This is a genomic window from Citrobacter sp. Igbk 17 (genome assembly GCF_028069775.1).
Classification (GTDB): Bacteria; Pseudomonadota; Gammaproteobacteria; order Enterobacterales; family Enterobacteriaceae; genus Citrobacter.
This window is the reverse complement of sequence record NZ_JANEWI010000005.1, coordinates 148,948-172,637: the sequence shown is the minus strand read 5'-3', so window position 1 is coordinate 172,637 and position 23,690 is coordinate 148,948. Positions and strand designations below refer to the sequence as shown.

At 52.8% G+C, this 23,690-nt stretch carries 20 protein-coding genes; 10 read left to right on the top strand and 10 right to left on the bottom strand.

The window, feature by feature from the left end; all coding sequences use genetic code 11:
- Nucleotides 1-186 precede the first annotated feature (186 nt).
- The 9 genes from NNO08_RS05190 to acuI all read right to left on the bottom strand — a co-directional run bounded on the left by NNO08_RS05190 (nt 187) and on the right by acuI (nt 8,673).
- On the bottom strand, nt 187-927 hold the full coding sequence (locus NNO08_RS05190) for a carbonic anhydrase (RefSeq protein ID WP_271456296.1): 741 nt from the start codon (nt 925-927) through the stop codon (nt 187-189).
- Nucleotides 928-1,067: 140 nt separating this feature from the next.
- Entirely contained in the window at nt 1,068-1,949 is an 882-nt protein-coding gene (gene prmA / locus NNO08_RS05185; RefSeq protein ID WP_271449003.1) for a 50S ribosomal protein L11 methyltransferase, read from the bottom strand.
- Nucleotides 1,950-1,960: 11 nt separating this feature from the next.
- Nucleotides 1,961-3,412 (bottom strand): sodium/pantothenate symporter, encoded by a 1,452-nt coding sequence (gene panF, locus NNO08_RS05180; protein ID WP_271441676.1) that lies wholly within the window; start codon nt 3,410-3,412, stop codon nt 1,961-1,963.
- A complete protein-coding gene (locus NNO08_RS05175) occupies nt 3,402-3,644 on the bottom strand; it encodes a YhdT family protein (RefSeq protein WP_016154721.1) in 243 nt (80 codons plus the stop codon). Before NNO08_RS05175 ends, panF begins: the two co-directional genes overlap by 11 nt.
- A 107-nt stretch (nt 3,645-3,751) precedes the next feature.
- Nucleotides 3,752-5,101: an acetyl-CoA carboxylase biotin carboxylase subunit gene (accC, locus tag NNO08_RS05170; protein WP_003828838.1), complete on the bottom strand. Its 1,350-nt coding sequence runs from the start codon at nt 5,099-5,101 to the stop codon at nt 3,752-3,754.
- Nucleotides 5,102-5,111: 10 nt separating this feature from the next.
- The gene (accB, locus tag NNO08_RS05165) at nt 5,112-5,582 is read right to left on the bottom strand and encodes an acetyl-CoA carboxylase biotin carboxyl carrier protein (RefSeq protein WP_005121378.1); all 471 of its coding nucleotides are present in this window, start codon (nt 5,580-5,582) and stop codon (nt 5,112-5,114) included.
- A gap of 392 nt (nt 5,583-5,974) precedes the next feature.
- A complete protein-coding gene (gene msrQ, locus NNO08_RS05160) occupies nt 5,975-6,574 on the bottom strand; it encodes a protein-methionine-sulfoxide reductase heme-binding subunit MsrQ (RefSeq protein ID WP_271456295.1) in 600 nt (199 codons plus the stop codon).
- Complete coding sequence (gene msrP / locus NNO08_RS05155; protein WP_271456294.1) at nt 6,575-7,579, bottom strand: protein-methionine-sulfoxide reductase catalytic subunit MsrP; 1,005 nt, start codon at nt 7,577-7,579, stop codon at nt 6,575-6,577.
- A 119-nt stretch (nt 7,580-7,698) separates the two neighbouring features.
- Entirely contained in the window at nt 7,699-8,673 is a 975-nt protein-coding gene (gene acuI / locus NNO08_RS05150; RefSeq protein WP_271456293.1) for an acrylyl-CoA reductase (NADPH), read from the bottom strand.
- Between the two features lie 225 nt (nt 8,674-8,898).
- On the opposite strand from acuI, the gene csrD reads away from it, so the two are divergent.
- The 8 genes from csrD (at nt 8,899) to tldD (ending at nt 21,344) form a co-directional block, all read left to right on the top strand.
- Nucleotides 8,899-10,839: an RNase E specificity factor CsrD gene (csrD, locus tag NNO08_RS05145; RefSeq protein ID WP_271456292.1), complete on the top strand. Its 1,941-nt coding sequence runs from the start codon at nt 8,899-8,901 to the stop codon at nt 10,837-10,839.
- Between the two features lie 306 nt (nt 10,840-11,145).
- Nucleotides 11,146-12,189: a rod shape-determining protein MreB gene (gene mreB / locus NNO08_RS05140; RefSeq protein WP_000913396.1), complete on the top strand. Its 1,044-nt coding sequence runs from the start codon at nt 11,146-11,148 to the stop codon at nt 12,187-12,189.
- Nucleotides 12,190-12,252: 63 nt separating this feature from the next.
- On the top strand, nt 12,253-13,275 hold the full coding sequence (gene mreC / locus NNO08_RS05135; RefSeq protein WP_271455251.1) for a rod shape-determining protein MreC: 1,023 nt from the start codon (nt 12,253-12,255) through the stop codon (nt 13,273-13,275).
- The gene (gene mreD, locus NNO08_RS05130) at nt 13,276-13,764 is read left to right on the top strand and encodes a rod shape-determining protein MreD (RefSeq protein ID WP_137382460.1); all 489 of its coding nucleotides are present in this window, start codon (nt 13,276-13,278) and stop codon (nt 13,762-13,764) included.
- A 7-nt stretch (nt 13,765-13,771) separates the two neighbouring features.
- A complete protein-coding gene (locus tag NNO08_RS05125) occupies nt 13,772-14,365 on the top strand; it encodes a Maf family protein (RefSeq protein ID WP_137382459.1) in 594 nt (197 codons plus the stop codon).
- Entirely contained in the window at nt 14,355-15,824 is a 1,470-nt protein-coding gene (gene rng, locus NNO08_RS05120; protein ID WP_003828822.1) for a ribonuclease G, read from the top strand. Before NNO08_RS05125 ends, rng begins: the two co-directional genes overlap by 11 nt.
- 111 nt (nt 15,825-15,935) lie before the next feature.
- Nucleotides 15,936-19,736, top strand: coding sequence for an AsmA2 domain-containing protein YhdP (yhdP, locus tag NNO08_RS05115; RefSeq protein ID WP_271456291.1), 3,801 nt, complete (start codon nt 15,936-15,938; stop codon nt 19,734-19,736).
- Between the two features lie 162 nt (nt 19,737-19,898).
- Complete coding sequence (gene tldD, locus NNO08_RS05110) at nt 19,899-21,344, top strand: metalloprotease TldD (RefSeq protein WP_271456290.1); 1,446 nt, start codon at nt 19,899-19,901, stop codon at nt 21,342-21,344.
- A gap of 85 nt (nt 21,345-21,429) precedes the next feature.
- On the opposite strand, the gene aaeR is transcribed toward tldD, so the two are convergent.
- Nucleotides 21,430-22,359: an HTH-type transcriptional activator AaeR gene (gene aaeR, locus NNO08_RS05105; RefSeq protein ID WP_137360149.1), complete on the bottom strand. Its 930-nt coding sequence runs from the start codon at nt 22,357-22,359 to the stop codon at nt 21,430-21,432.
- 184 nt (nt 22,360-22,543) lie between these two features.
- On the opposite strand from aaeR, the gene aaeX reads away from it, so the two are divergent.
- Both aaeX and aaeA read left to right on the top strand, forming a co-directional pair.
- Complete coding sequence (gene aaeX, locus NNO08_RS05100; RefSeq protein ID WP_000051841.1) at nt 22,544-22,747, top strand: p-hydroxybenzoic acid efflux pump operon protein AaeX; 204 nt, start codon at nt 22,544-22,546, stop codon at nt 22,745-22,747.
- A gap of 7 nt (nt 22,748-22,754) precedes the next feature.
- Nucleotides 22,755-23,687, top strand: a complete 933-nt coding sequence (gene aaeA / locus NNO08_RS05095) for a p-hydroxybenzoic acid efflux pump subunit AaeA (protein WP_271449011.1) — start codon at nt 22,755-22,757, stop codon at nt 23,685-23,687.
- Nucleotides 23,688-23,690 lie beyond the last annotated feature (3 nt).

Sequence of the window (23,690 nt, the reverse complement as noted above, 5' to 3'; positions counted from 1 at the left end):
CATATAAATCATTGCATTATAAAAATGTGTCGATTTTATATACGCATATAATTTTGCGTAACTTCTCATTTTTTCTTCGGGGTCAGGCGGTCTGGCAAGATAATCTGCTGAATTAATCAGCAGATTATTGTGACATAGTGTGACTATGCTCTCATTTCAGAACATGATCGTAGGGTTTTCTGCGGATTACTCGACAATCACGCGGCCATTGAGTGGTTGTGCGGGGCGGTTGTTGTCGTGATGCATGGTCCGAGTGAATTTTTTTAGCTGTGTTTCGGAAAGCGTCATCGGGTGCTTCAGGATAATCCAGGTTACGCCTTCGGTGCAGGGCGGTGTCGTCAGAGAACCGCTGAAGCGCCAGTAAGTCTTATCGACGGGTAGCAGCGCGTTGAGATCCATCTGCGTGGTGACGTTGATATTCTGCTCAGCTTTTTCGGGCATCACGGTCCACAGCTTATTTAATTCTGCGTTTTCAGTGCCGACATCAAACATTACCGCGACGACAGCAACATCGCCTTTTGCATCTTTGTGCACCAGGTGTGCCTCCATAGCGTAATGTTTGCCATGAATGGTGTTTTCACTCGGCGCGTGAAAATGGAACTGCTGGAGAGTAAATGGTGTGCCATCAATGGCCACAGTATCATCGGTCGAGACCTTTAGACCCGCCTGGAAGGTATGACCATTGTTGATGAGCGTGACCGGCCCATCGGTATAGTGAACGCTAAGCGGTGAGAGGTGCGCTGTAAGCGCGGTGTCGATGTTGATCGGGGATTGATTCCTCCCGGTCTGGCAAGTTTTGTACTCTTCACTGAGCGCGCCCCAGTGTTCTGGAGAACCTTCTCCCTCGTAACCCCAGTGAGATGCAAAAACCGTTACGGGTATGATGCTTAGCGCTATCAGCGCCGCCTTACCAAATGTTGCTTTCATACAATTCGTCCAATGAATAATTAATGTTATTTAATACTTTAACTTCAATGAGTTAAGTAGGGTATTTTAGCATTGCGACGGTGGCGGGGGAGGTACAAAAAAAGGGAAAACGTGGCCTACAGAGAGGCCACGGGAAAGGACTATTTTTTCTTGCCGGTAATACGACACCACTCTTCTTTTTCGATGACGGGATCGAGCGTAAAGAGATCGGCATAGGCTTCGCAGACACTGTCAGCCTGGCTGGCCAGTATCCCGGAAAGCCCCAGCAAACCGCCTTCAACGGGCAGGACGCTGATTAACGGCGCCAGTTCACGCAATGGGCCTGCCAGGATGTTGGCGACCACGACGTCGGCCTTCATCGCTTCTGGCTGGTCTTTCGGCAGGTATAACTCCAGGCGGTCAGATACGCCATTACGCTGGGCGTTATCGCGGCTTGCCTGAATGGCCTGCGGATCGATATCGACGCCAATCGCTTTTGCTGCTCCGAGTTTCAGTGCTGCAATTGCCAGGATGCCGGAGCCGCAGCCAAAGTCGATCACTGTTTTACCGTTGAGGTCGAGACCATCGAGCCACTGCAGGCACAAAGAGGTCGTTGGATGAGTGCCTGTGCCAAACGCCAGACCAGGGTCCAGCATCACATTGACGGCGTTCTCATCCGGAACATCGCGCCAGCTCGGGCAAATCCACAGACGTTCACCAAAGCGCATAGGGTGGAAATTGTCCATCCATTCGCGTTCCCAGTCTTTATCTTCAAGCTGTTCGATTTTATGCACGAAGCCTTCGCCCAGCAGCGGGTGCTGTTCCAGAATAGCAACCACTTCTTTCATGTCGGTTTCGGCATCGAACAGACCAATTACATCGGTATCGCCCCACAGGCGAGTTTCGCCCGGCAGGGGCTCGAACACAGGTGTATCATGCGTATCCTGGAAAGTGATGGAAACAGCGCCTGCTTCCATCAGTGCATCGCTTAACTCTTCTGCGTTAGCACCCGTTGTGTTCAGTTTCAGTTGGATCCATGGCATGGCAAAACTCTTTATTTATCAGTAGTCAATATGGCGGCTTGCGGGGCGGTAGAACCGAAACGGTTTCCGACCAGGAAAGCCAGCAAACTTATCAGCAACGAGGGCACAATCGGATGGAAGCCCAGGTACTGAACGTTAAAAGTAGCGAGTACGGCATACAACACGCCGCCGACAATCATGGCGCTCAATGCGCCTGCGGCGTTCGCCCGCTCCCAGTACAGGCCCAGCACCAGTGGCCACAGGAAGACCGCTTCTAACCCGCCAAACGCCAGCAGGTTGAGCCAGATAATCATCTCTGGTGGTTTCCAGGCGGCCAGCAGCAGTAATGCACCCAGCAGCAAGGTAATCACAGCGGACATGCGCTTCAGACGCGTTTCATTTTTCAGCTGTTCCGGGCGAATGTTCAGATAAAGATCTTTAATGATCGTAGCGGAACTTTGCAGCAATTGGGCATTGATCGTTGACATGATCGCGGCCATCGGCGCGGCCAGGAAGATCCCGGCGGCAAACGGCGGTAACACTTTTACCATCAGCGTCGGGATCACCAGATCCGGTACCGTCAGGTCAGGGATCACCGCACGTCCCAACGCACCCGCCAGATGCATGCCAAACATCAGGATTGCCACCACGATAGTGCCGATGATAATCCCACGGTGTACCGCTTTACTGTCTTTATAGGAGATGCAGCGTACCGCCGTATGCGGCAGTCCAATCACGCCAAAGCACACCAGCACCCAGAACGATGTCATAAATGTGGGTGACAAAATGTCATCAGCGCCTTGTGGTGATACCAGTTTAGGATCGATGGTTTGCAGGGTTTCAACCGCATGGCTAAGGCCACCGGCAGCATGGACGACGCCTACCAGCAGGACTATCGTGCCAATCAGCATCACCATGCCCTGCATCGTGTCATTCAGTACGCTGGCGCGGAATCCGCCAAACGCCGTGTAGAGCGCAATACTGACGCCAAAGATCAGCAGGCCAGTTTCGTACGGAATGCCCGCGGCCGTTTCCAGCAAACGTGCGCCGCCGATGAACTGTACCGTCATCGCCCCAACGAAGGCGACCAGCAGGCTAAGGCTCGCCAGCCAGACCAGTAACCGGCTTTGATAGCGGGCAAACAGCATATCGTTGAGGGTTACGGCATTATAGCGTCGCGCCAGAATAGCGAATTTCTTACCGAGAATACCCAGCGAAAGCCAAACGGCAGGTAGCTGGATCATCGCCAGCAACACCCAGCCCAGCCCGTATTTGTATGCCGCACCGGGACCACCAATAAAGGAGCTTGCGCTAATGTAGGTTGCGGTTAGCGTCATGGCCAATACGACCCCGCCCATCGAGCGGCTGCCGAGGAAATATTCATTCAGGAAAGTGCCGGTCGTACGTTTTCTCATGGCGTAAACAGAGAGACCGAACACCACCAGAAGATAGGCAACCAGCGGCAAAATCACTTCAAGCTGCATCGTCATCCTCCAGCGGAATGTCGCGATAGATAAACTTCACCATCGCCCAGCACAGTACTATGAAAACCAGCGGCGTAAGCAGGCAGGCCATTTCGAACCAGTGCGGTAAGCCGGTAAAACCCAGCGTTGAATCTGGTAAGTAAGCGGCCACTAACCATGTAGCAAGATATAAAAGGGTCAGCCACAGCGCCCAGCGCGCCTCTTTATGGGCCTGAACAAAACGAGCGTCCATTTTTTGTCCCTTGTGGATAAAGAAAGCGGGGATTGTACCCTATGGCACGTATGGGAGGGGAGAAAAACAAAAGGCCGGAATTTCCGGCCTTTTCGGTTAACGCGTGCTTACTTTTCCTGAAGTCCGAGTTTTTTCTCCAGGTAGTGGATGTTGGTTCCACCGTGCTGGAAGTGCTCGTCATTCATGATGCGGATCTGCAGATCAACGTTGGTTTTGATACCGTCGATGATCAGTTCCTGCAATGCGTTTTTCATACGGGCAATTGCCACGTCGCGGTTTTCACCGTAGCAAATCAGCTTACCGATCATTGAGTCATAGTACGGAGGTACAGTGTAGCCTGCGTAAATATGAGATTCCCAGCGTACACCAAAGCCACCCGGTGCGTGGAAACGCGTGATTTTGCCCGGGCTTGGCAGGAAGGTGTTCGGGTCTTCGGCGTTGATACGGCATTCTACCGCATGGCCTTTAACCACAACTTCGTCCTGCTTGATGGACAGCGGTTGGCCAGCAGCGATACGCAACTGTTCTTTGATCAGGTCAACGCCAGTGATCATCTCAGTGACCGGGTGTTCAACCTGAATACGGGTGTTCATTTCAATGAAGTAGAACTCACCGTTTTCGAACAGGAACTCGAAAGTACCTGCCCCGCGATAGCCGATATCAACACACGCTTTGGCACAACGCTCGCCGATGTAGCGACGCAGTTCCGGGGTGATACCCGGCGCAGGTGCTTCTTCGACGACTTTCTGGTGACGGCGCTGCATGGAGCAGTCACGTTCAGCCAGATAAATCGCGTTACCCTGACCGTCAGCCAGCACCTGAATTTCGATGTGGCGTGGGTTTTCCAGGTATTTCTCCATGTAGACCATGTCGTTGTTGAAAGCTGCTTTCGCTTCCGCTTTGGTCATGGAGATGGATTGCGCCAATTCAGCATCGCTGCGCACGACGCGCATACCGCGTCCGCCGCCGCCGCCGGAGGCTTTGATGATTACCGGATAGCCGATGCGTTTGGCATGAGCGCGGTTAGCGTCCATGTCGTCGCCCAGCGGGCCGTCAGAACCTGGAACGGTCGGTACGCCAGCTTTCTTCATCGCAGTAATCGCGGACACTTTGTCACCCATCAGACGGATGGTGTCAGCTTTCGGGCCGATGAAGATAAAACCAGAACGTTCGACCTGTTCAGCGAAGTTGGCGTTCTCTGAGAGGAAGCCATAGCCCGGGTGGATTGCCACTGCGCCGGTGATTTCAGCAGCACTAATGATTGCCGGGATGTTCAGATAGCTTTTAACGGACGGAGCCGGGCCAATACAGACCGTCTCATCCGCCAGCAATACGTGTTTTAAATCGCGATCCGCGCTTGAGTGCACAGCGACAGTCTTGATGCCCAGTTCTTTACAGGCACGAAGAATACGCAAGGCAATCTCGCCGCGGTTAGCGATGACAATTTTATCCAACATGTTCGCCTCGTTATTCGATGACGACCAGCGGCTCGTCAAATTCTACCGGTTGACCACTTTCTACCAGAATCGCTTTCACTACGCCGGATTTGTCGGCTTCGATCTGGTTCATCATTTTCATGGCTTCAACGATGCACAGGGTATCGCCCGCATTGACTTTCTGGCCGATTTCGATGAACGCTTTCGCGTCTGGGCTCGGGGTGCGGTAGAACGTACCAACCATTGGGGAGCGTACGATGTGACCACTGATTTCCGCTGCTGCCGGCGCTTCCATACTTGGAGTGGCAGTCTGTGCAACAGCGTTAGACAGAGCTGGCTGCTGCATCACTGGTGCAGCATAAGCCTGTTGCATCATTGGAAAACTTGCAGCTGGCGCTGCACGGCTGATGCGTACAGACTCTTCGCCTTCAGAAATTTCCAGTTCGGAGATGCCTGATTCTTCAACCAGCTCGATCAGTTTTTTAATCTTACGAATATCCATGAGTGGGTTCCGTACTCTTTGTTTAGTGAGATTGTGACAGGCGTTTTACCGCCGTCTGTATAGCATTTTTATAACAGTGAGTGACAAGATGCCACGCATCTCAGGCGTTGCACTGCGTGCTGCGGCCATTATATGAGATTGCCAGACTTGTTAGTCATTGTGCGGCTATCTTCTGCCATTTTCGGGTAAAAGACAAAATATACCTTCAATATGCGATTGTCACCCTTTCTGCGCTGTAAAAACGCTACCGGGGAGAGCAAAGGCGCACATTATAACTATTTCGTAGCAATTGGCAGCTAAATACTGGTCTTATCAGGGAAGATAATCAACCGCTGGCATGTAAAGAATATGGGTTCGTCCGTGTTTTGCAACGTACTGCACATAACGTGAAACTACCGCCACCACTGGCGAAACTTCTTGTAGCGGCTGGCTAACAGCGCCGCTGCAAGTGCAGCATAAATAATCGGTTGCGGGGAGATAATTTTTACCGACCACAAATAATGTATGGGTGCCAGGATCGCCACAAGATAGACGAAGTTGTGCAGATACTGCCAATATTTACCCAGTTTTCGCTGGGCTGCCTGTGTAGAGGTTAAGGCGAGGGAGAATAATATGACCCAGCTGACAATGCCCAGCATCAAATAAGGTCGAGTCGTCAGTTCCCGCCCCAGCAATGCCAGGTTATTAATGCCTAATTCCAGTAGCGCATAGCTGGTTAAATGTAACGTTGCCCAAGCGAAACACCATAGCCCTAACAGGCGGCGAGTGCGTATCAATAATGGCTGTTTAGCGTAGCGCGCCAACGGTGCGACCAGCAAGGTAGCCAGTAAGAATTTCAGCGCTGTCCGACCGGTAAAGTGCTGAATGTCTTTGACCGGATCGGCGCTCAGTCCCCCATGATTTACCGCCCAAAATAGCCAGAGAAACGGTAAAAGTCCGGCAAGATGCAGGCAAACTTTCAGCCAGGTAATCTGTTTTGCAGTCAGGCGCACTTAAAAATTCTCCCGCAGATCGAGACCTCGGTACAGAGCAGCAACGTCCTTTGCATAGCCATTAAACAGCAGTGTGGGCTGGCGCTGTACATCCAGTATACCGCCCGCGCCGATGAAGCGTTCAGTCGCTTGTGACCAGCGGGGATGATCGACATGAGGATTCACATTGGCATAAAAACCATATTCATCGGACGCAGCCATATTCCAGGTGGTTGGCGGGCGTTCACGCGTCAGTTTAATACTGACGATCGACTTAATGCCTTTAAACCCGTATTTCCATGGCACCGTTAAGCGTATAGGGGCACCATTTTGTGGCGGAAGTGCCTTGCCATACACGCCCACGGTAAGCAGCGTGAGCGGATGCATGGCCTCATCCAGACGTAGCCCTTCAACATAAGGATATTTTAACCCACCGCCAATAAAGCGATCTTTCTGTCCCGGCATCTCTTCGGGGGCGTAGCGTGTTTCGAACGCGACATATTTTGCATTGCTGGTGGGTTCAACCAGCGCTAACAGTTTATGTAAAGGAAAACCAATCCACGGTACGACCATCGACCAGGCTTCAACGCAGCGCATTCGATATATACGTTCTTCCAGTGGGAAGCGGGTGGTTAAGTCATCATGATCGAGCGTCAACGGTTTAGCGACTTCACCGCTGATTTTCAGCGTCCAGGGATCGGTTTTCAAACTGCCGGCATTGGCTGCAGGATCGGCTTTGTCGAGGCCGAACTCGTAGAAGTTGTTATAGCCAGAAACCTTATCTTCTGGTGTTAAAGGAAGCGTATTTTGCCAGACTGCCGGCTTGCTGAAATCAAGGGGTTTACCGGCAGGTGCGGGCGGACGGTCATTGCCTTTAAACCAGCTCAGAAGATCGGCCTCGGCAGAAAAGGGCAAAGACAATGCGGCGGCGCTGATACCCAGCGCTTTCAACACCTGGCGGCGCTGCATAAAAAAAGCCGACTCGGCTGTTACATCGGCTTCAGTGAATGGACGTATTTTCTTCATAGCGGACTCCCGACATACGCGCAAAGGCTCATACTGGCGCGCAGTTACTATGGCAGGGAGTCCGTCAATGTGCAGAGAAATTTAGTTAATTAAATGTAAATTTGTATCTGCGAATTGTTTTATTTCACCTTCACCAGCGTGCGGCCCTGCACCTGGTTATTGATGATGGCATCGGCGAACTTCGGTGCATCGGCAAGCGTGATTTCTGTCGCTGCCTGGGCATAGAACGACTCTGGCAGGTCGTTAACCAGACGTTGCCAGGCCTGTGCACGACGAGCCGGAGGCGTCATCACGGAATCGACGCCCTGTAAGCGCACGTTGCGCAGAATAAACGGCATTACCGTGGTGGGTAGCGCAAAACCGCCAGCCAGTCCACAGGCGGCAACACAACCGCCATAGTTCATCTGCGCCAGTACTTTTGCCAGCACTTTGTCGCCAACGGTATCAATGGCACCTGCCCACAGTTGCTTTTCCAGCGGACGAGATTCAGCAAACTCATCACGACCCAGAATGCGGTTGGCACCCAGGCTTTTCAGGTAATCGTGGGTGCTTTCGCGGCCCGATACTGCCGCAACCTGGTAACCCAGTTTGTGCAGCAGCGCAACGGCAGTACTGCCTACGCCACCGCTGGCACCGGTGACGACGATTTCGCCGTCTTGCGGGCGGATACCAGCATCTTCAAGCGCCATGACGCACAGCATCGCGGTAAAACCGGCGGTGCCAATGACCATGGCTTTGCGACCGTCCAGTCCTTTTGGCAGCGCAACCAGCCAATCGCCTTTAACACGCGCGCGTTCGGCCAGCCCACCCCAATGATTCTCACCCACGCCCCATCCGGTCAGTAAGACTTCCTGGCCTGCATGAAAACGAGGATCTTCACTTGCGCGTACGGTACCGGCGAAATCGATACCAGGAATCATCGGAAAATTGCGGATAATTTTACCCTTGCCGGTGATGGCGAGGGCATCTTTATAGTTCAGGCTCGACCAGTGAACATCCACCGTCACATCGCCTTCAGGTAGCTGATTTTCGTCGAGGGGTTGAACGGATGCGAGGGTTTTTCCGTCCTGCTGTTCTAAGATCAAAGCCTGCATAACCTGTCCTCAATTCATATAGTGGATTGGAAAATTATCTGTGAAGACTATACTCGCTAATTAAAACATGATGCCGATTCTGCGCAATAAATTGCCAGATATACCTGATTTGGTAGTATGCCCACATTGTTTGTGTAAATTGACGGATTTCGCGTTCAGTTTTGCATTTTCGTGTCGCTTTTTCACTTTCACACCTGATTCATCACTGTCGGAGTTAACACAAGGATGCGATTAACGACGAAATTTTCAGCCTTTGTCACGCTGCTTACCGGGTTAACGATTTTCGTGACGCTGATAGGTTGCTCGCTGAGTTTCTATAACGCTATTCAATATAAGTTCACCACCCGCGTCCATGCCGTCGCGACGGCGATCGATACCCATCTGGTCACCCGGGATGTCGTGTCCTTAACGCCGCAAATTGATGAATTGATGATTTCGGTTGATATCGTCCGTATTGAATTGCTTCAGGGTGACAGCGTTGTTTATAGCCATTCCCGAACCAGTAGCTACCGCCCTGCGGGGACGAATAACCTTTATCGCGATCTCACCGTGCCATTGGTCAAGCATCCGGGGATGTCGCTGCATATGGTTTACCAGGATCCGATGGGCAACTATTTCCATTCGTTGATGACCACGGCGCCACTCACGCTATCGATAGGCTTTATTATCCTGATGCTGTTTTTGTCGGTGCGTTGGCTTCAACGTCAGCTTTCCGGGCAAGAACTACTGGAGATTCGTTCAACGCGGATCCTCAACGGTGAACGCGGGCCAAACGTTCGGGGAACGGTCTATGAGTGGCCAGCGCGTACCAGTAGTGCGCTCGACATGCTACTGACCGAAATTCAAAATGCTCGTGAGCAACGCAGCAGGCTGGATACGCTAATTCGCTCCTATGTTGCCCAGGATACAAAAACGGGGCTGAGCAACCGCTTGTTCTTTGATAACCAACTGGCGACGCTGTTGGAAGATCAGGAAAAAGTCGGCTCGCATGGTGTGGTGATGATGGTTCGTCTGCCGGACTTTACGCTGCTACGCGAGAGCTGGGGCATTACCCAGGCGGAAGAACAAATCTCAACGCTTATCAATTTGTTGTCTACCTTTATGATGCGCTATCCGGGCGCACTGTTAGCGCGTTACCACCGAAGCGATTTTGCCATCCTGCTGCCACACCGCACGTTAAAAGAAGCGGAAAGCATTGCCGGGCAACTCTTGAAAGCGGTAGATGCACTTCCGGCTAACAAAATGATCGATCGTGCCGATATGGTTCATATTGGCATTTGTGTCTGTCGCAGCGGTCAATCGACTGAACAAGTTATGGATCACGCCGAAGCAGCCACCCGGAATTCAGTATTACAAGGCGGGAACAGTTGGTCGGTGTATGACGACTCTCTGCCGGAAAAAGGCCGGGGCAATGTGCGCTGGCGAACGCTGATTGAGCAGATGCTCAGTCGGGGCGGGCCGCGAATTTATCAAAAACCTGCCGTAACGCGTGAAGGGCGGGTGCACCATCGCGAACTTATGTGCCGTATTTTCGATGGCAGCGAAGAAGTCATCTCGGCGGAATATATGCCGATGGTGCTGCAATTCGGTCTGGCGGAAGAGTATGACCGTCTGCAGTTAAGCCGTCTCATCCTGCTGTTGGGTTACTGGCCGCAGGAAAATCTGGCGATGCAGACGACGGTTGAATCGCTTATTCGTCCACGTTTTCAGCGTTGGCTGCGAGATACGCTGATGCAGTGCGAAAAATCGCTACGTAAACGCATAATTATTGAACTTGCTGAGGCGGATGTTTGTCAACACATCAGCCGGTTACAACCGGTTATCCGATTAATGGATGCGCTTGGCGTACGTATCGCCGTTACGCAGGCCGGTTTAACGTTGGTGAGTACCAGCTGGATCAAAGAGCTAAATGTCGAATTGTTGAAGCTTCATCCCAGTCTGGTGAGAAACATCGATAAGCGAACGGAAAATCAGTTGCTGGTTCAGAGCCTGGTAGAGACGTGTACCGGAACGCCAACACAGGTTTATGCCACAGGAGTTCGTTCGCGCAGCGAGTGGCATACCCTGACAGAACGTGGAGTCGCGGGTGGGCAGGGTGATTTTTTTGCCGCATCACAGCCACTTGACACAAACGTGAAAAAATATTCGCAAAGATACTCGGTTTAACCTGCCGTTTAATTTGTTTTCACGTAGAATAACGCGCGCTGTGCCTTCTGGGGGTGTGCTTGTCTGCTCGCCAGGTTGTAACAGCAAACATGCAGGTGAATGACCTTTGACAGGTTGCAAACAAAAGCGAGGACTGCTGCTGAGTTTTTCAGCCCTGATGGACTCAGGCCGGTTTTGTAACAAAGGAAACGAACTGCACTAATTTTCACCGTAGCAGATGATTTTTGCGCCTTGTCGCTGCTGCGTGTGGTTGGTAAAGTAAGCGGATTTTGTTTTCCGCCCCAGCTTTCAGGATTATCCCTTAGTATGTTGAAAAAATTTCGTGGCATGTTTTCCAATGACCTGTCCATTGACCTGGGTACCGCGAATACCCTTATTTATGTAAAAGGACAAGGCATCGTATTGAATGAGCCTTCCGTTGTGGCCATTCGTCAGGATCGTGCCGGTTCGCCGAAAAGCGTGGCTGCAGTAGGTCATGATGCGAAGCAGATGCTGGGTCGTACGCCGGGCAATATCGCTGCAATTCGCCCAATGAAAGACGGCGTTATCGCTGACTTCTTCGTGACTGAAAAAATGCTCCAGCACTTTATCAAACAAGTGCACAGCAACAGCTTCATGCGCCCAAGCCCGCGCGTACTGGTGTGTGTACCGGTTGGAGCAACTCAGGTTGAACGCCGTGCCATCCGTGAATCCGCTCAGGGTGCAGGTGCACGCGAAGTGTTCCTGATCGAAGAGCCGATGGCGGCAGCGATCGGTGCGGGCCTGCCAGTTTCTGAAGCAACCGGCTCAATGGTTGTCGATATCGGTGGTGGTACCACTGAAGTCGCCGTTATCTCTCTGAACGGCGTAGTTTACTCCTCCTCTGTGCGTATTGGTGGTGACCGCTTCGACGAAGCCATCATTAATTATGTTCGCCGTAACTACGGCTCTCTGATCGGTGAAGCTACCGCGGAACGTATTAAGCACGAAATCGGTTCTGCTTATCCTGGCGACGAAGTACGCGAGATCGAAGTTCGCGGTCGTAATCTGGCAGAAGGTGTTCCACGTGGCTTTACCCTGAACTCTAACGAGATCCTGGAAGCGCTGCAGGAACCCCTGACCGGTATCGTAAGCGCGGTGATGGTTGCACTGGAACAGTGTCCGCCAGAACTGGCGTCTGACATCTCAGAACGCGGTATGGTCCTGACCGGCGGCGGTGCGCTGCTGCGTAACCTTGACCGTCTGTTAATGGAAGAGACCGGTATTCCAGTTGTTGTTGCCGAAGATCCGCTGACCTGTGTGGCTCGCGGTGGCGGTAAAGCACTGGAAATGATCGATATGCACGGCGGCGACTTGTTCAGCGAAGAGTAATCGGATGCAGGAAGGGTAGCCATGGGTTGCTCTTCCGCTCTGATGCGAGAATACGCATAGACTATGAAGCCAATTTTTAGCCGTGGCCCGTCGCTACAGATTCGCCTTATTCTGGCGGTGCTGGTGGCGCTCGGCGTTATTATTGCCGACAGCCGCCTGGGTACGTTTAGCCAAATCCGAACGTACATGGATACCGCCGTCAGTCCTTTCTACTTTATCTCTAATGGTCCCCGTGAATTACTCGACGGCGTGTCGCAAACGCTGGCTTCTCGTGACCAACTCGAGCTTGAAAACCGGGCGTTGCGTCAGGAACTGCTGCTGAAAAACAGTGAACTGCTGATGCTGGGGCAATATAAACAGGAGAACGCGCGTTTGCGTGAGCTGCTGGGATCGCCGCTGCGCCAGGACGAACAAAAAATGGTGACGCAGGTCATCTCAACGGTTAACGATCCTTACAGCGATCAGGTTGTGATCGACAAAGGGAGTGTTAACGGCGTTTATGAAGGTCAGCCGGTCATCAGCGATAAAGGTGTCGTGGGCCAGGTCGTTGCGGTGGCAAAACTGACCAGCCGCGTACTGCTGATTTGTGACGCGACGCATGCACTGCCAATCCAGGTATTGCGTAACGATATCCGTGTGATTGCTGCCGGTAACGGCTGCACGGACGATCTTCAGCTCGAACACCTGCCGGCTAATACTGACATTCGCGTTGGCGATGTGCTGGTTACCTCCGGTCTGGGTGGGCGTTTCCCTGAAGGCTATCCAGTCGGTGTCGTTTCCTCTGTGAAGTTGGATACCCAGCGCGCATACACCGTGATTCAGGCGCGTCCGACGGCGGGTTTACAGCGTTTGCGTTATCTTCTGCTGCTATGGGGAGCCGATCGCAATGGCGCTAACCCGATGACGCCGGAAGAAGTGCACCGTGTTGCTAATGAACGTCTGATGCAAATGATGCCGCAAGTCCTGCCTGCACCGGATGCCATGGGGCCTCCTGCGCCAGTTCCTGCTCCGGCGACAGGCGTAACGCCGGTTCCTGCAACAACCATGCCGTCACAACCTGCTCCGCGTAAGCCGGGAGGGCAGTAAGTGGCAAGTATCCGTCACCAGGGGCGTTGGGTCATTTGGCTCTCGTTCCTAATTGCATTTCTGCTGCAAGTCATGCCCTGGCCGGACGAGATCCTCGTTTTCCGGCCAAACTGGGTGCTGCTCATTCTGCTGTACTGGATCCTGGCGCTGCCGCATCGCGTAAATGTGGGAACAGGATTTGTCGTGGGTGCCATACTGGATCTCATTAGTGGCTCTACGCTTGGTGTGCGGGCATTGTCGATGAGTATCATTGCTTATCTGGTCGCACTGAAATTCCAGCTCTTCCGTAACCTCGCGCTCTGGCAGCAGGCGCTGGTGGTCATGTTGTTATCACTGGTCGTGGATATTATTGTTTTCTGGGCCGAGTTTTTAGTGATCAACGTCTCTTTCAGACCTGAAGTGTTCTGGAGTAGTGTAGTAAATGGTGTGCTTTGGCCATGGCTATTCTTACTAATGCGTAAAGTTCGCCAGCAGTTTGCGGTGCAATAAGGTTGATATGAATACTCTGTATCTTGCTTCAGGTTCCCCACGTCGTCAGGAACTGTTGGCTCAGCTTGGCGTAACATTCGAACGACTGGTTCCTGGAATTGAGGAGCAGCGGCACCCGCAGGAAAGCGCCCAGCAGTATGTTGTTCGCCTGGCGCGTGAAAAAGCGCAAGCGGGCGTAGCACTGGCTGAGCGCGATTTACCTGTGCTGGGGGCGGATACCATTGTTATCCTTAATGGCGAAGTGCTGGAAAAACCACATGATGCCGACCATGCAGCAGCGATGCTGCACAAACTGTCAGGCAAAACGCATCAGGTCATGACGGCTGTCGCATTAGCCGATCGCCAGCACAGCCTGGACTGTCTGGTGGTGACGGAAGTGACATTCAGAGCACTAACAGATGAGGACATCGCCGGTTATGTTGCCAGCGGTGAGCCTATGGATAAAGCAGGTGCATACGGTATTCAAGGGTTGGGTGGCTGTTTTGTCAGGAAGATAAATGGCAGCTATCACGCCGTAGTCGGCTTACCGCTGGTAGAAACGTATGAGTTGCTGAGCAATTTTAACGCACTGCGTGAGAAAAGGGATAAACATGACGGCTGAATTGTTGGTAAACGTAACGCCATCGGAAACGCGGGTGGCGTACATTGATGGCGGTATTCTGCAGGAAATTCATATTGAACGTGAGGCGCGACGCGGAATCGTAGGCAATATCTACAAAGGTCGTGTAAGTCGTGTACTTCCGGGTATGCAGGCGGCTTTTGTAGATATTGGGCTGGATAAAGCCGCATTTCTCCACGCATCAGACATCATGCCGCATACCGAATGCGTAGCGGGTGAAGAACAAAAACAGTTCACTGTGCGCGATATCTCCGAACTGGTGCGTCAGGGGCAAGACCTGATGGTACAGGTGGTGAAAGATCCTCTGGGCACGAAAGGTGCACGCCTGACGACAGACATCACGCTTCCTTCCCGTTATCTTGTCTTTATGCCTGGCGCCTCGCACGTGGGGGTTTCCCAGCGAATCGAGAGCGAAACCGAGCGCGAACGCCTGAAAAAGGTGGTGGCGGATTACTGCGATGAGCAGGGCGGATTCATCATTCGCACGGCGGCTGAAGGCGTATGTGAAGAAGATCTGGCCTCTGATGCCGCTTACCTTAAGCGCGTCTGGACGAAGGTCATGGAGCGTAAGAAGCGCCCTCAAACGCGCTACCAGATGTATGGTGAATTGGCGCTGGCACAGCGCGTTCTGCGTGATTTTGCCGATGCTCAGTTAGACCGAATTCGCGTCGATTCCCGTCTGACTTATGAAGCATTGTTGGAATTTACTGCGGAATATATCCCGGAGATGACCAGCAAGCTGGAACACTATAGTGGACGCCAACCGATTTTCGATCTCTTCGACGTTGAGAATGAAATCCAACGTGCGCTGGAGCGCAAGGTTGAGCTGAAATCCGGTGGTTATTTGATTATCGATCAAACTGAAGCCATGACCACCGTAGATATCAACACGGGTGCATTTGTTGGGCATCGTAATCTCGATGACACTATCTTTAATACTAATATTGAAGCAACGCAGGCCATCGCACGTCAGCTGCGTCTGCGTAATCTGGGCGGCATAATCATTATCGATTTTATCGACATGAATAATGAAGATCACCGCCGCCGGGTGCTGCATTCTCTGGAACAGGCGCTGAGTAAGGATCGCGTAAAAACCAGCATTAACGGTTTTTCACAGTTGGGCCTGGTAGAGATGACACGTAAGCGCACGCGTGAGAGCGTGGAGCATGTGCTGTGTAACGAGTGCCCAACCTGCCACGGACGTGGCACGGTGAAAACGGTCGAAACCGTCTGCTATGAAATCATGCGTGAAATCGTCCGCGTGCACCATGCTTACGACTCCGATCGTTTCCTGGTGTACGCATCCCCGGCAGTGGCTGAAACCCTGAAAGGGGAAGAGTCGCATGCGCTGGCGGAAGTGGAAATCTTTGTCGGCAAACAGGTCAAAGTACAAGTTGAACCGCTCTATAACCAGGAGCAGTTTGACGTGGTAATGATGTAAATCGTGTAGTGGCACCCGCGCATGTAAGCCGGATAAGGCACAAGCGCCGCTATCCGGTAATATTCACTCAAGGGGTGTGAGTCACATTTTTTGGCAGACAAGGAGAGGCGCGTGAGGCGATTGCCGGGGATTCTACTGCTCACTGGAGCCGCATTCGTTGTCATCGCAGCGCTGCTGGTCAGCGGGCTGCGCCTTGCTCTACCGCATCTCGATAGCTGGCGTCCGACCATTCTGGGTAAGATCGAATCTGCCACCGGTATGCCCGTTTCCGCCAGCCAGCTTTCTGCTAACTGGCAAAATTTTGGCCCTACGCTCGAAGCGCGCGATATTCATGCCCAACTGAAAGACGGTGGCGAATTCTCGGTAAAGCGTGTCACGCTGGCGCTGGATGTCTGGCAAAGTTTGCTGCACATGCGCTGGCAGTTTCGCGATCTCACCTTCTGGCAACTGCAGTTGCGCACCAATACACCGATCCAACGTGGCGATAGCGGCGATGGAATTGAAACCAGCCATATCAGCGATCTGTTCCTGCGCCAGTTTGATCATTTTGATCTTCGCGACAGCCAGGTCAGTTTTTTGACCCTGTCAGGCCAGCGTGCAGAACTGGCGATCCCTCAGTTAACCTGGTTGAACGGTAAAAACCGGCATCGTGCTGAAGGCCAGGTCAGCCTCTCCAGCCTGACCGGCCAGCACGGTGTTATGCAGGTGCGTATGGATCTGCGTGATGATGACGGACTGCTGAATAATGGTCGAGTCTGGCTGCAGGCTGACGACATCGACGTTAAGCCGTGGTTGGGGAAATGGATGCAGGACAATGTTGCGCTGCAAACCGCGCGCTTTAGTCTGGAAGGCTGGATGACGCTCAGCAAAGGCGAAATCTCTGGTGGCGATGTCTGGTTGAAAAAGGGCGGCGCAAGCTGGAAGGGGGAGAACAACATCCACACGTTGTCCGTCGATAACCTGACTGCGCATGTCAGCCGTGAGCACTCCGGTTGGCTGTTCGCTATCCCGGATACGCGCATCACGATGGATGACAAACCCTGGCCGAGTGGCGCATTAACGCTGGCCTGGTTCCCTGAGCAGGAAGTGGGGGGCGCTAATAACAAGCGCAGCGACGAATTACGTATCCGCGCCAGTAACCTGGAGTTAGCCGGGTTAGAGGGGCTACGCCCGATGGCCGCTAAGTTATCTCCGGCATTGGGCGATATCTGGCGGGCCACGCAACCGAGCGGCAAGATAAATGTGCTGGCGTTGGATATCCCGTTACAGGCGACCGAAAAAACCCGTTTCCAGTCCTCGTGGACCGATCTGGCCTGGAAACAGTGGAAGTTGCTGCCGGGGGCAGAACATTTCTCCGGGACATTGTCTGGCAGCGTGGAAAATGGCGCATTAACGGCCTCCATGAAGCAGGCAAAAATGCCGTATGAAACCGTCTTTCGTGCCCCGCTGGAGATAGAAGATGGCGTGGCAACGCTCAGTTGGCTGAAGAATGAAAATGGCTTTCAGCTAGACGGGCGCAATATTGACGTTAAAGCGAAAGCGGTACATGCGCGTGGCGGTTTTCGTTATCTGCAACCAACAGGTGATGAGCCGTGGCTGGGGATTCTGGCGGGGATTAGCACTCACGATGGCTCCCAGGCCTGGCGCTATTTCCCGGAAAACCTGATGGGGAAAGAGCTGGTTGATTACCTCAGTGGGGCAATTCAGGGCGGTGAGGCGGATAACGCCACGCTGGTTTATGGTGGTAACCCACATCTGTTCCCGTATCTGCATAACGAAGGTCAGTTCCAGGTGCTGGTGCCGCTGCGTCATGCAAAATTTGCCTTCCAGCCGGACTGGCCCGCACTGACTGACCTCAATATTGAACTGAACTTCATTAACGATGGCCTGTGGATGAAGACGGATAGCGTCAATCTGGGGGGGGTAAAAGCCACAAATCTGACGGCAAATATCCCTGACTACGCAAAAGAAAAACTGCTGATTGATGCCGACATCAACGGGCCGGGCAAAGCGGTTGGGCCTTATTTCGACGAAACACCGCTGAAAGAGTCGCTTGGTGCCACACTGGAACAGCTGCAAATTGACGGCGATGTGAGTGCTCGCTTACATCTTGATATCCCGTTAGATGGTTCTCTGGTTGCGGCCAAAGGCGATGTGAATCTGCGAAATAACAGTCTGTTTATCAAGCCGCTCGACAGCACGCTGAAGAATTTGAATGGTAAATTCAGCTTTATCAACGGCGATCTCAAGAGTGAGCCGATGACGGCGAACTGGTTTAATCAGCCTCTGAATGTCGACTTTTCCACTACCGAGGGTGCAAAAGCTTACCAGGTTGCTGTGAATCTGAATGGCGACTGGCAGCCAACTCGTATGGGGATACTCCCCGCACAGGTGAATGATGCCTTAAGCGGCAGTATGGCGTGGAACGGTAAGGTTGGCATTGACCTGCCATATCATGCCGGAGCGACCTACAACATTGAGCTGAAAGGTGACCTGAAAAATGTAAGTAGTCACTTACCTGCTCCGTTAAACAAGGTAGCCGGCGAGTCGCTGCCGGTTAATGTTAAGGCTGAGGGCAACCTGCGCAGCTTCGATCTGACCGGTAACGCCGGAAGCAAGAACCACTTTAACAGCCGCTGGTTGCTGAATCAGAAACTGACGCTTGATCGCGCTATCTGGACTTCGGAAAGCCGTACCGTGCCAGCGCTTCCTGACCAGCAGGGTATTGAACTTAATCTTCCGCCCATGGACGGTGCGCAATGGCTGGCATTGTTCCAGAAAGGCGCGGCGGATAACGTCGGAAGTAATGCGAACTTCCCGCAGCGTATTGCGGTGCGCACGCCTTCTTTATCATTGGGCGGCCAGCAGTGGAATAACCTGAGCATAGTGTCTGAACCTGGGCTTAATGGTACCAGCGTACGGGCGCAGGGGCGTGAAATTAACGCCACATTGGCTATGCGCAATAATGCTCCGTGGCTTGCCAATATCAAGTACCTGTATTTCAACCCGAGCGCTGCAACGTCATCGCCCAATACAACGCCAGCCTCGCCGTTCTCTGCCATCAATAACATCAGCTTCCGTGGCTGGCCGGATGCGCAGATACGTTGCGAAGAGTGCTGGATGTGGGGGCAAAAATATGGGCGCATTGATGCCGATGTCGCGATAAAAGGTGACACATTAACGTTGAGCAACGGTCTACTGGATACCGGGTTTGCCCGACTGACCGCCGATGGCGAATGGGTCAATGTGCCGGGCAAGGAGCGTACGTCGCTGAAAGGAAAGCTGAATGGCAACAAGATTGATGCAGCCGCGGGTTTCTTTGGCGTATCTACCCCGATTCGTAACTCTTCCTTTAACGTCGAGTACGATCTGCACTGGCGTAATCCGCCCTGGGATCCGGATGAAGCTTCACTGAATGGCATTTTGCGCACCCGTTTAGGCAAAGGTGAATTGACTGAACTTAGCACCGGACATGCGGGACAACTGCTACGTCTGCTGAGCTTTGATGCGCTCTTGCGTAAACTGCGTTTTGATTTTAGCGATACGTTCAGTGAAGGTTTTTACTTTGACTCTATCCGCAGTACGGCGTGGATCAAAGACGGTGTGATGCACACTGATGATACGCTGGTGGATGGCCTGGAAGCGGATATCGCCATGAAAGGTTCGGTGAATCTGGTACGTCGCGAACTGGATATGGAAGCCGTTGTCGCACCTGAAATTTCTGCCACCGTCGGGGTGGCCGCGGCGTTTGCCGTCAACCCGATTGTCGGCGCGGCGGTATTTGCCGCCAGTAAAGTTCTGGGGCCGCTGTGGAGCAAAGTTTCAATTCTGCGCTATCGCATTACCGGTCCGGTCGATAAGCCACAGATTAACGAAGTTCTGCGCCAGCCGCGCAAAGAAAGCCAGCAATGATTTGACGGGGACGAGTAATTGCCCCAATCTCAACAGAGAACTTCTACCGCAGTCCGTAGGCCGGATAAGGCGTTTACGCCGCCATCCGGGCATTGAAGCGCCTGATGGCGACGCTGGCGCGTCTTATCAGGCCTACAACAGTAACTAATGAGTAGCAAAACGATGAGTCTGAACCTGGTAAGTGAACAATTGCTAGCGGCGAATGGCCTGAAACATCAGGATCTGTTCGCCATCCTGGGCCAACTGGCCGAACGCCGTCTTGATTACGGCGATCTGTATTTTCAGTCGAGCTACCACGAATCCTGGGTTTTAGAAGACCGCATCATTAAAGATGGTTCTTACAATATTGATCAGGGCGTTGGCGTGCGTGCCATCAGCGGCGAAAAAACAGGGTTTGCCTACGCGGACCAAATAAGCCTGCTGGCGCTGGAGCAAAGTGCTCATGCCGCGCGTACTATCGTGCGTGACAGCGGTGATGGCAAAGTAAAAACGCTGGGTGCGGTAGAGCATCAGGCACTCTACACCTCGGTTGATCCATTACAGAGCATGAGCCGGGAAGAGAAACTAGATATTCTGCGTCGTGTTGACCGAGTTGCGCGTGCCGCTGATAAGCGTGTGCAGGAAGTGACGGCGAGCCTGACCGGTGTGTATGAGCTGATTCTGGTTGCGGCGACGGATGGAACACTGGCGGCAGATGTTCGTCCTCTGGTACGACTGTCCGTCAGCGTGCAGGTAGAAGAAGACGGTAAACGCGAGCGTGGTGCCAGCGGTGGCGGCGGTCGCTTCGGTTATGACTACTTCCTCGCCTCCCTTGATGGCGAAGTTCGTGCTGACGCATGGGCGAAAGAAGCCGTACGTATGGCGCTGGTCAATCTCTCTGCAGTAGCCGCGCCAGCGGGCACATTGCCGGTGGTACTTGGCGCTGGCTGGCCTGGCGTTCTGCTGCATGAAGCGGTCGGTCATGGTCTGGAAGGTGACTTTAACCGCCGTGGCACTTCGGTATTCAGCGGTCATATGGGTGAGCTGGTGGCGTCAGAATTGTGCACCGTCGTTGATGATGGCACGATGGCAGATCGTCGTGGTTCAGTAGCCATTGATGACGAAGGAACGCCGGGTCAGTACAACGTGCTGATTGAAAACGGTATTCTGAAAGGCTACATGCAGGACAAACTGAATGCGCGCCTGATGGGCGTGGCGCCAACGGGTAACGGTCGCCGTGAATCTTATGCGCACCTGCCGATGCCGCGTATGACCAACACCTATATGCTGCCGGGGAAATCCACGCCGCAGGAGATCATCGAGTCTGTCGAATACGGTATTTATGCGCCTAACTTTGGCGGCGGCCAGGTGGATATCACTTCCGGGAAATTCGTGTTCTCTACCTCCGAAGCGTATCTGATTGAAAACGGTAAAGTGACCAAACCGGTGAAAGGCGCGACGCTGATTGGCTCCGGTATTGAAGCGATGCAGCAGATTTCGATGGTGGGCAACGACCTGAAACTGGATAACGGAGTGGGTGTTTGCGGTAAAGAAGGACAGAGTCTGCCGGTTGGCGTGGGCCAGCCGACGCTGAAGGTGGATAACCTGACCGTAGGTGGCACCGCGTAACATCATGATGTAAGCCCGATAAGCACCCGTGCTATCGGGCATCTTGCCGGATGCGGCGTCAACGCCTTATCCGGCAAGGACTTTTTTACTTCTCTTTTCCCCGGCCGTACATTCCCTGAAACAGTTGCGCCACATCGACAAAATAATCGGTCAGATAGTTAATCACCACCTGCACTTTGAGCGGCAGCTTATCCTTTTCGGTATATAACGCATACACCGGACGTGGATCTGACTGGTAGCGGGGGAGCAGGATCTCCACTTCGCCGCGGTTGATCTCGTTGATCACCCACATCAGCGGTACATAAGCAATGCCCGCGCCTGCCGCCAGCCAGCGCACCAGTGTCATCGGATCGTTGGTCACAAAACGTCCCTCTGGGATCAGACGGGTAGAAATCCCCTCCGGGGCAATTAATTCGAACTCATTATCCGGACGAACGCTGTATTCCAACCACGAATGATTGCTGAGATCGGCGGGTTTCTCCGGGGCACCAAACTGGGCGAGATAACTTTTTGCCGCGCAGACCACCATCGGCATAGCCCCCAGACGACGCGAAAAAAGGCTGGAGTCCTGCAGGGCGCCCACGCGGATAACCACGTCCAGACCGTCGGCAATCAGGTCGGGTGCTGGTATTCCCGTCACCAGATTTACCGTCAGTCCAGGATACTCTTTGAGCATTTTTGCGGTCAATCCGGCGAGGACATTTTGTGCCATGGTTGAAGAACAACCAATGCGTAGCGTGCCGATGGGCGTGTTGTTAAAAGCATACAGTTGCTCGTGAACATCCTGCGCTTCGTGCAGCATTCGGCGGCAACCCTGATAATAAATTTTACCCGCCTCGGTAAGCCCAATGCTGCGTGTGCTGCGGTTTAGCAGCTTAACCTGCAACTCATCTTCCAGTTTGGATACCGTCTGGCTTATCGATGAAACGCTCATTTGCAACTGTCTTGCGGCGGCGGTGAAAGAGCCCAGTTCGACAACTTTGGCGAACACCGACATTCGTTTTAATCGTTCCATTGTTCACTCTGGCTTAAAAGTGATTTAGATCACATAATATAGATAACAGCATAACAGTTACGCTAATATATTATTATTCAAATAACAGCTATGTCGCTCTCGCCTGGCTCATCCTTGCCCTTCTCTGCGGTGACATACGCTAAATAATCGATCACCTGCACTCTCTTAAGCTACCAAGGTCAACATGAGTCTGTTTCCCGTTATCGTGGTGTTTGGTCTGTCCTTCCCACCGATTTTTTTCGAATTGCTTTTGTCACTGGCGATTTTCTGGCTGGTGCGCCGGGTGTTAGTTCCGACTGGCATCTATGATTTTGTCTGGCATCCGGCTCTGTTTAACACCGCGCTGTATTGCTGCCTTTTCTATTTAATATCGCGCCTGTTCGTTTGAGGTTGAAGTGAAAACACTAACAAAAAAACTCTCCCGTACGGCTATAACTCTCGTACTGGTCATTCTGGCCTTTATCGCTATTTTCCGCGCATGGGTCTATTACACCGAGTCACCGTGGACGCGTGATGCACGTTTTAGCGCTGATGTCGTCGCCATTGCACCGGATGTCGCGGGTCTTATCACCAATGTTAACGTCCATGATAACCAACTGGTGAAAAAGGATCAGGTCCTGTTCACTATCGATCAGCCACGTTATAAAAAAGCCCTCGAACAGGCGGAAGCGGACGTTGCTTATTATCAGGTTCTGGCACAGGAAAAACGCCAGGAAGCCGGTCGTCGTAACCGACTGGGCGTGCAGGCAATGTCTCGTGAAGAGATTGACCAATCAAACAACGTACTGCAAACCGTATTACACCAGTTGGCGAAAGCTCAGGCGACTCGCGATCTGGCAACATTAGATCTCGAACGTACCGTGATTCGCGCGCCGGCAGATGGCTGGGTGACTAACCTGAACGTCTATAGCGGCGAATTTATTACGCGTGGATCGACAGCGGTAGCACTGGTAAAACAGCACTCATTCTATGTACTGGCTTATATGGAAGAGACTAAGCTGGAAGGTGTACGTCCTGGGTATCGCGCTGAGATCACCCCGCTTGGCAGTAATAATGTGTTGAAAGGCACCGTCGATAGCGTGGCGGCAGGCGTGACAAATGCCAGCAGCACACGGGATGCGAAAGGTATGGCAACCATCGATTCTAATCTTGAATGGGTTCGTCTGGCGCAGCGCGTGCCGGTGCGTATTCGTCTTGACGATCAACAGGGAATGATGTGGCCGGCCGGTACTACGGCTACCGTCGTTATTACCGGTAAGCAGGATCGCGATGCCAGCCAGGAGTCGTTCTTCCGTAAAATGGCGCACCGTCTGCGCGAGTTTGGTTAATTG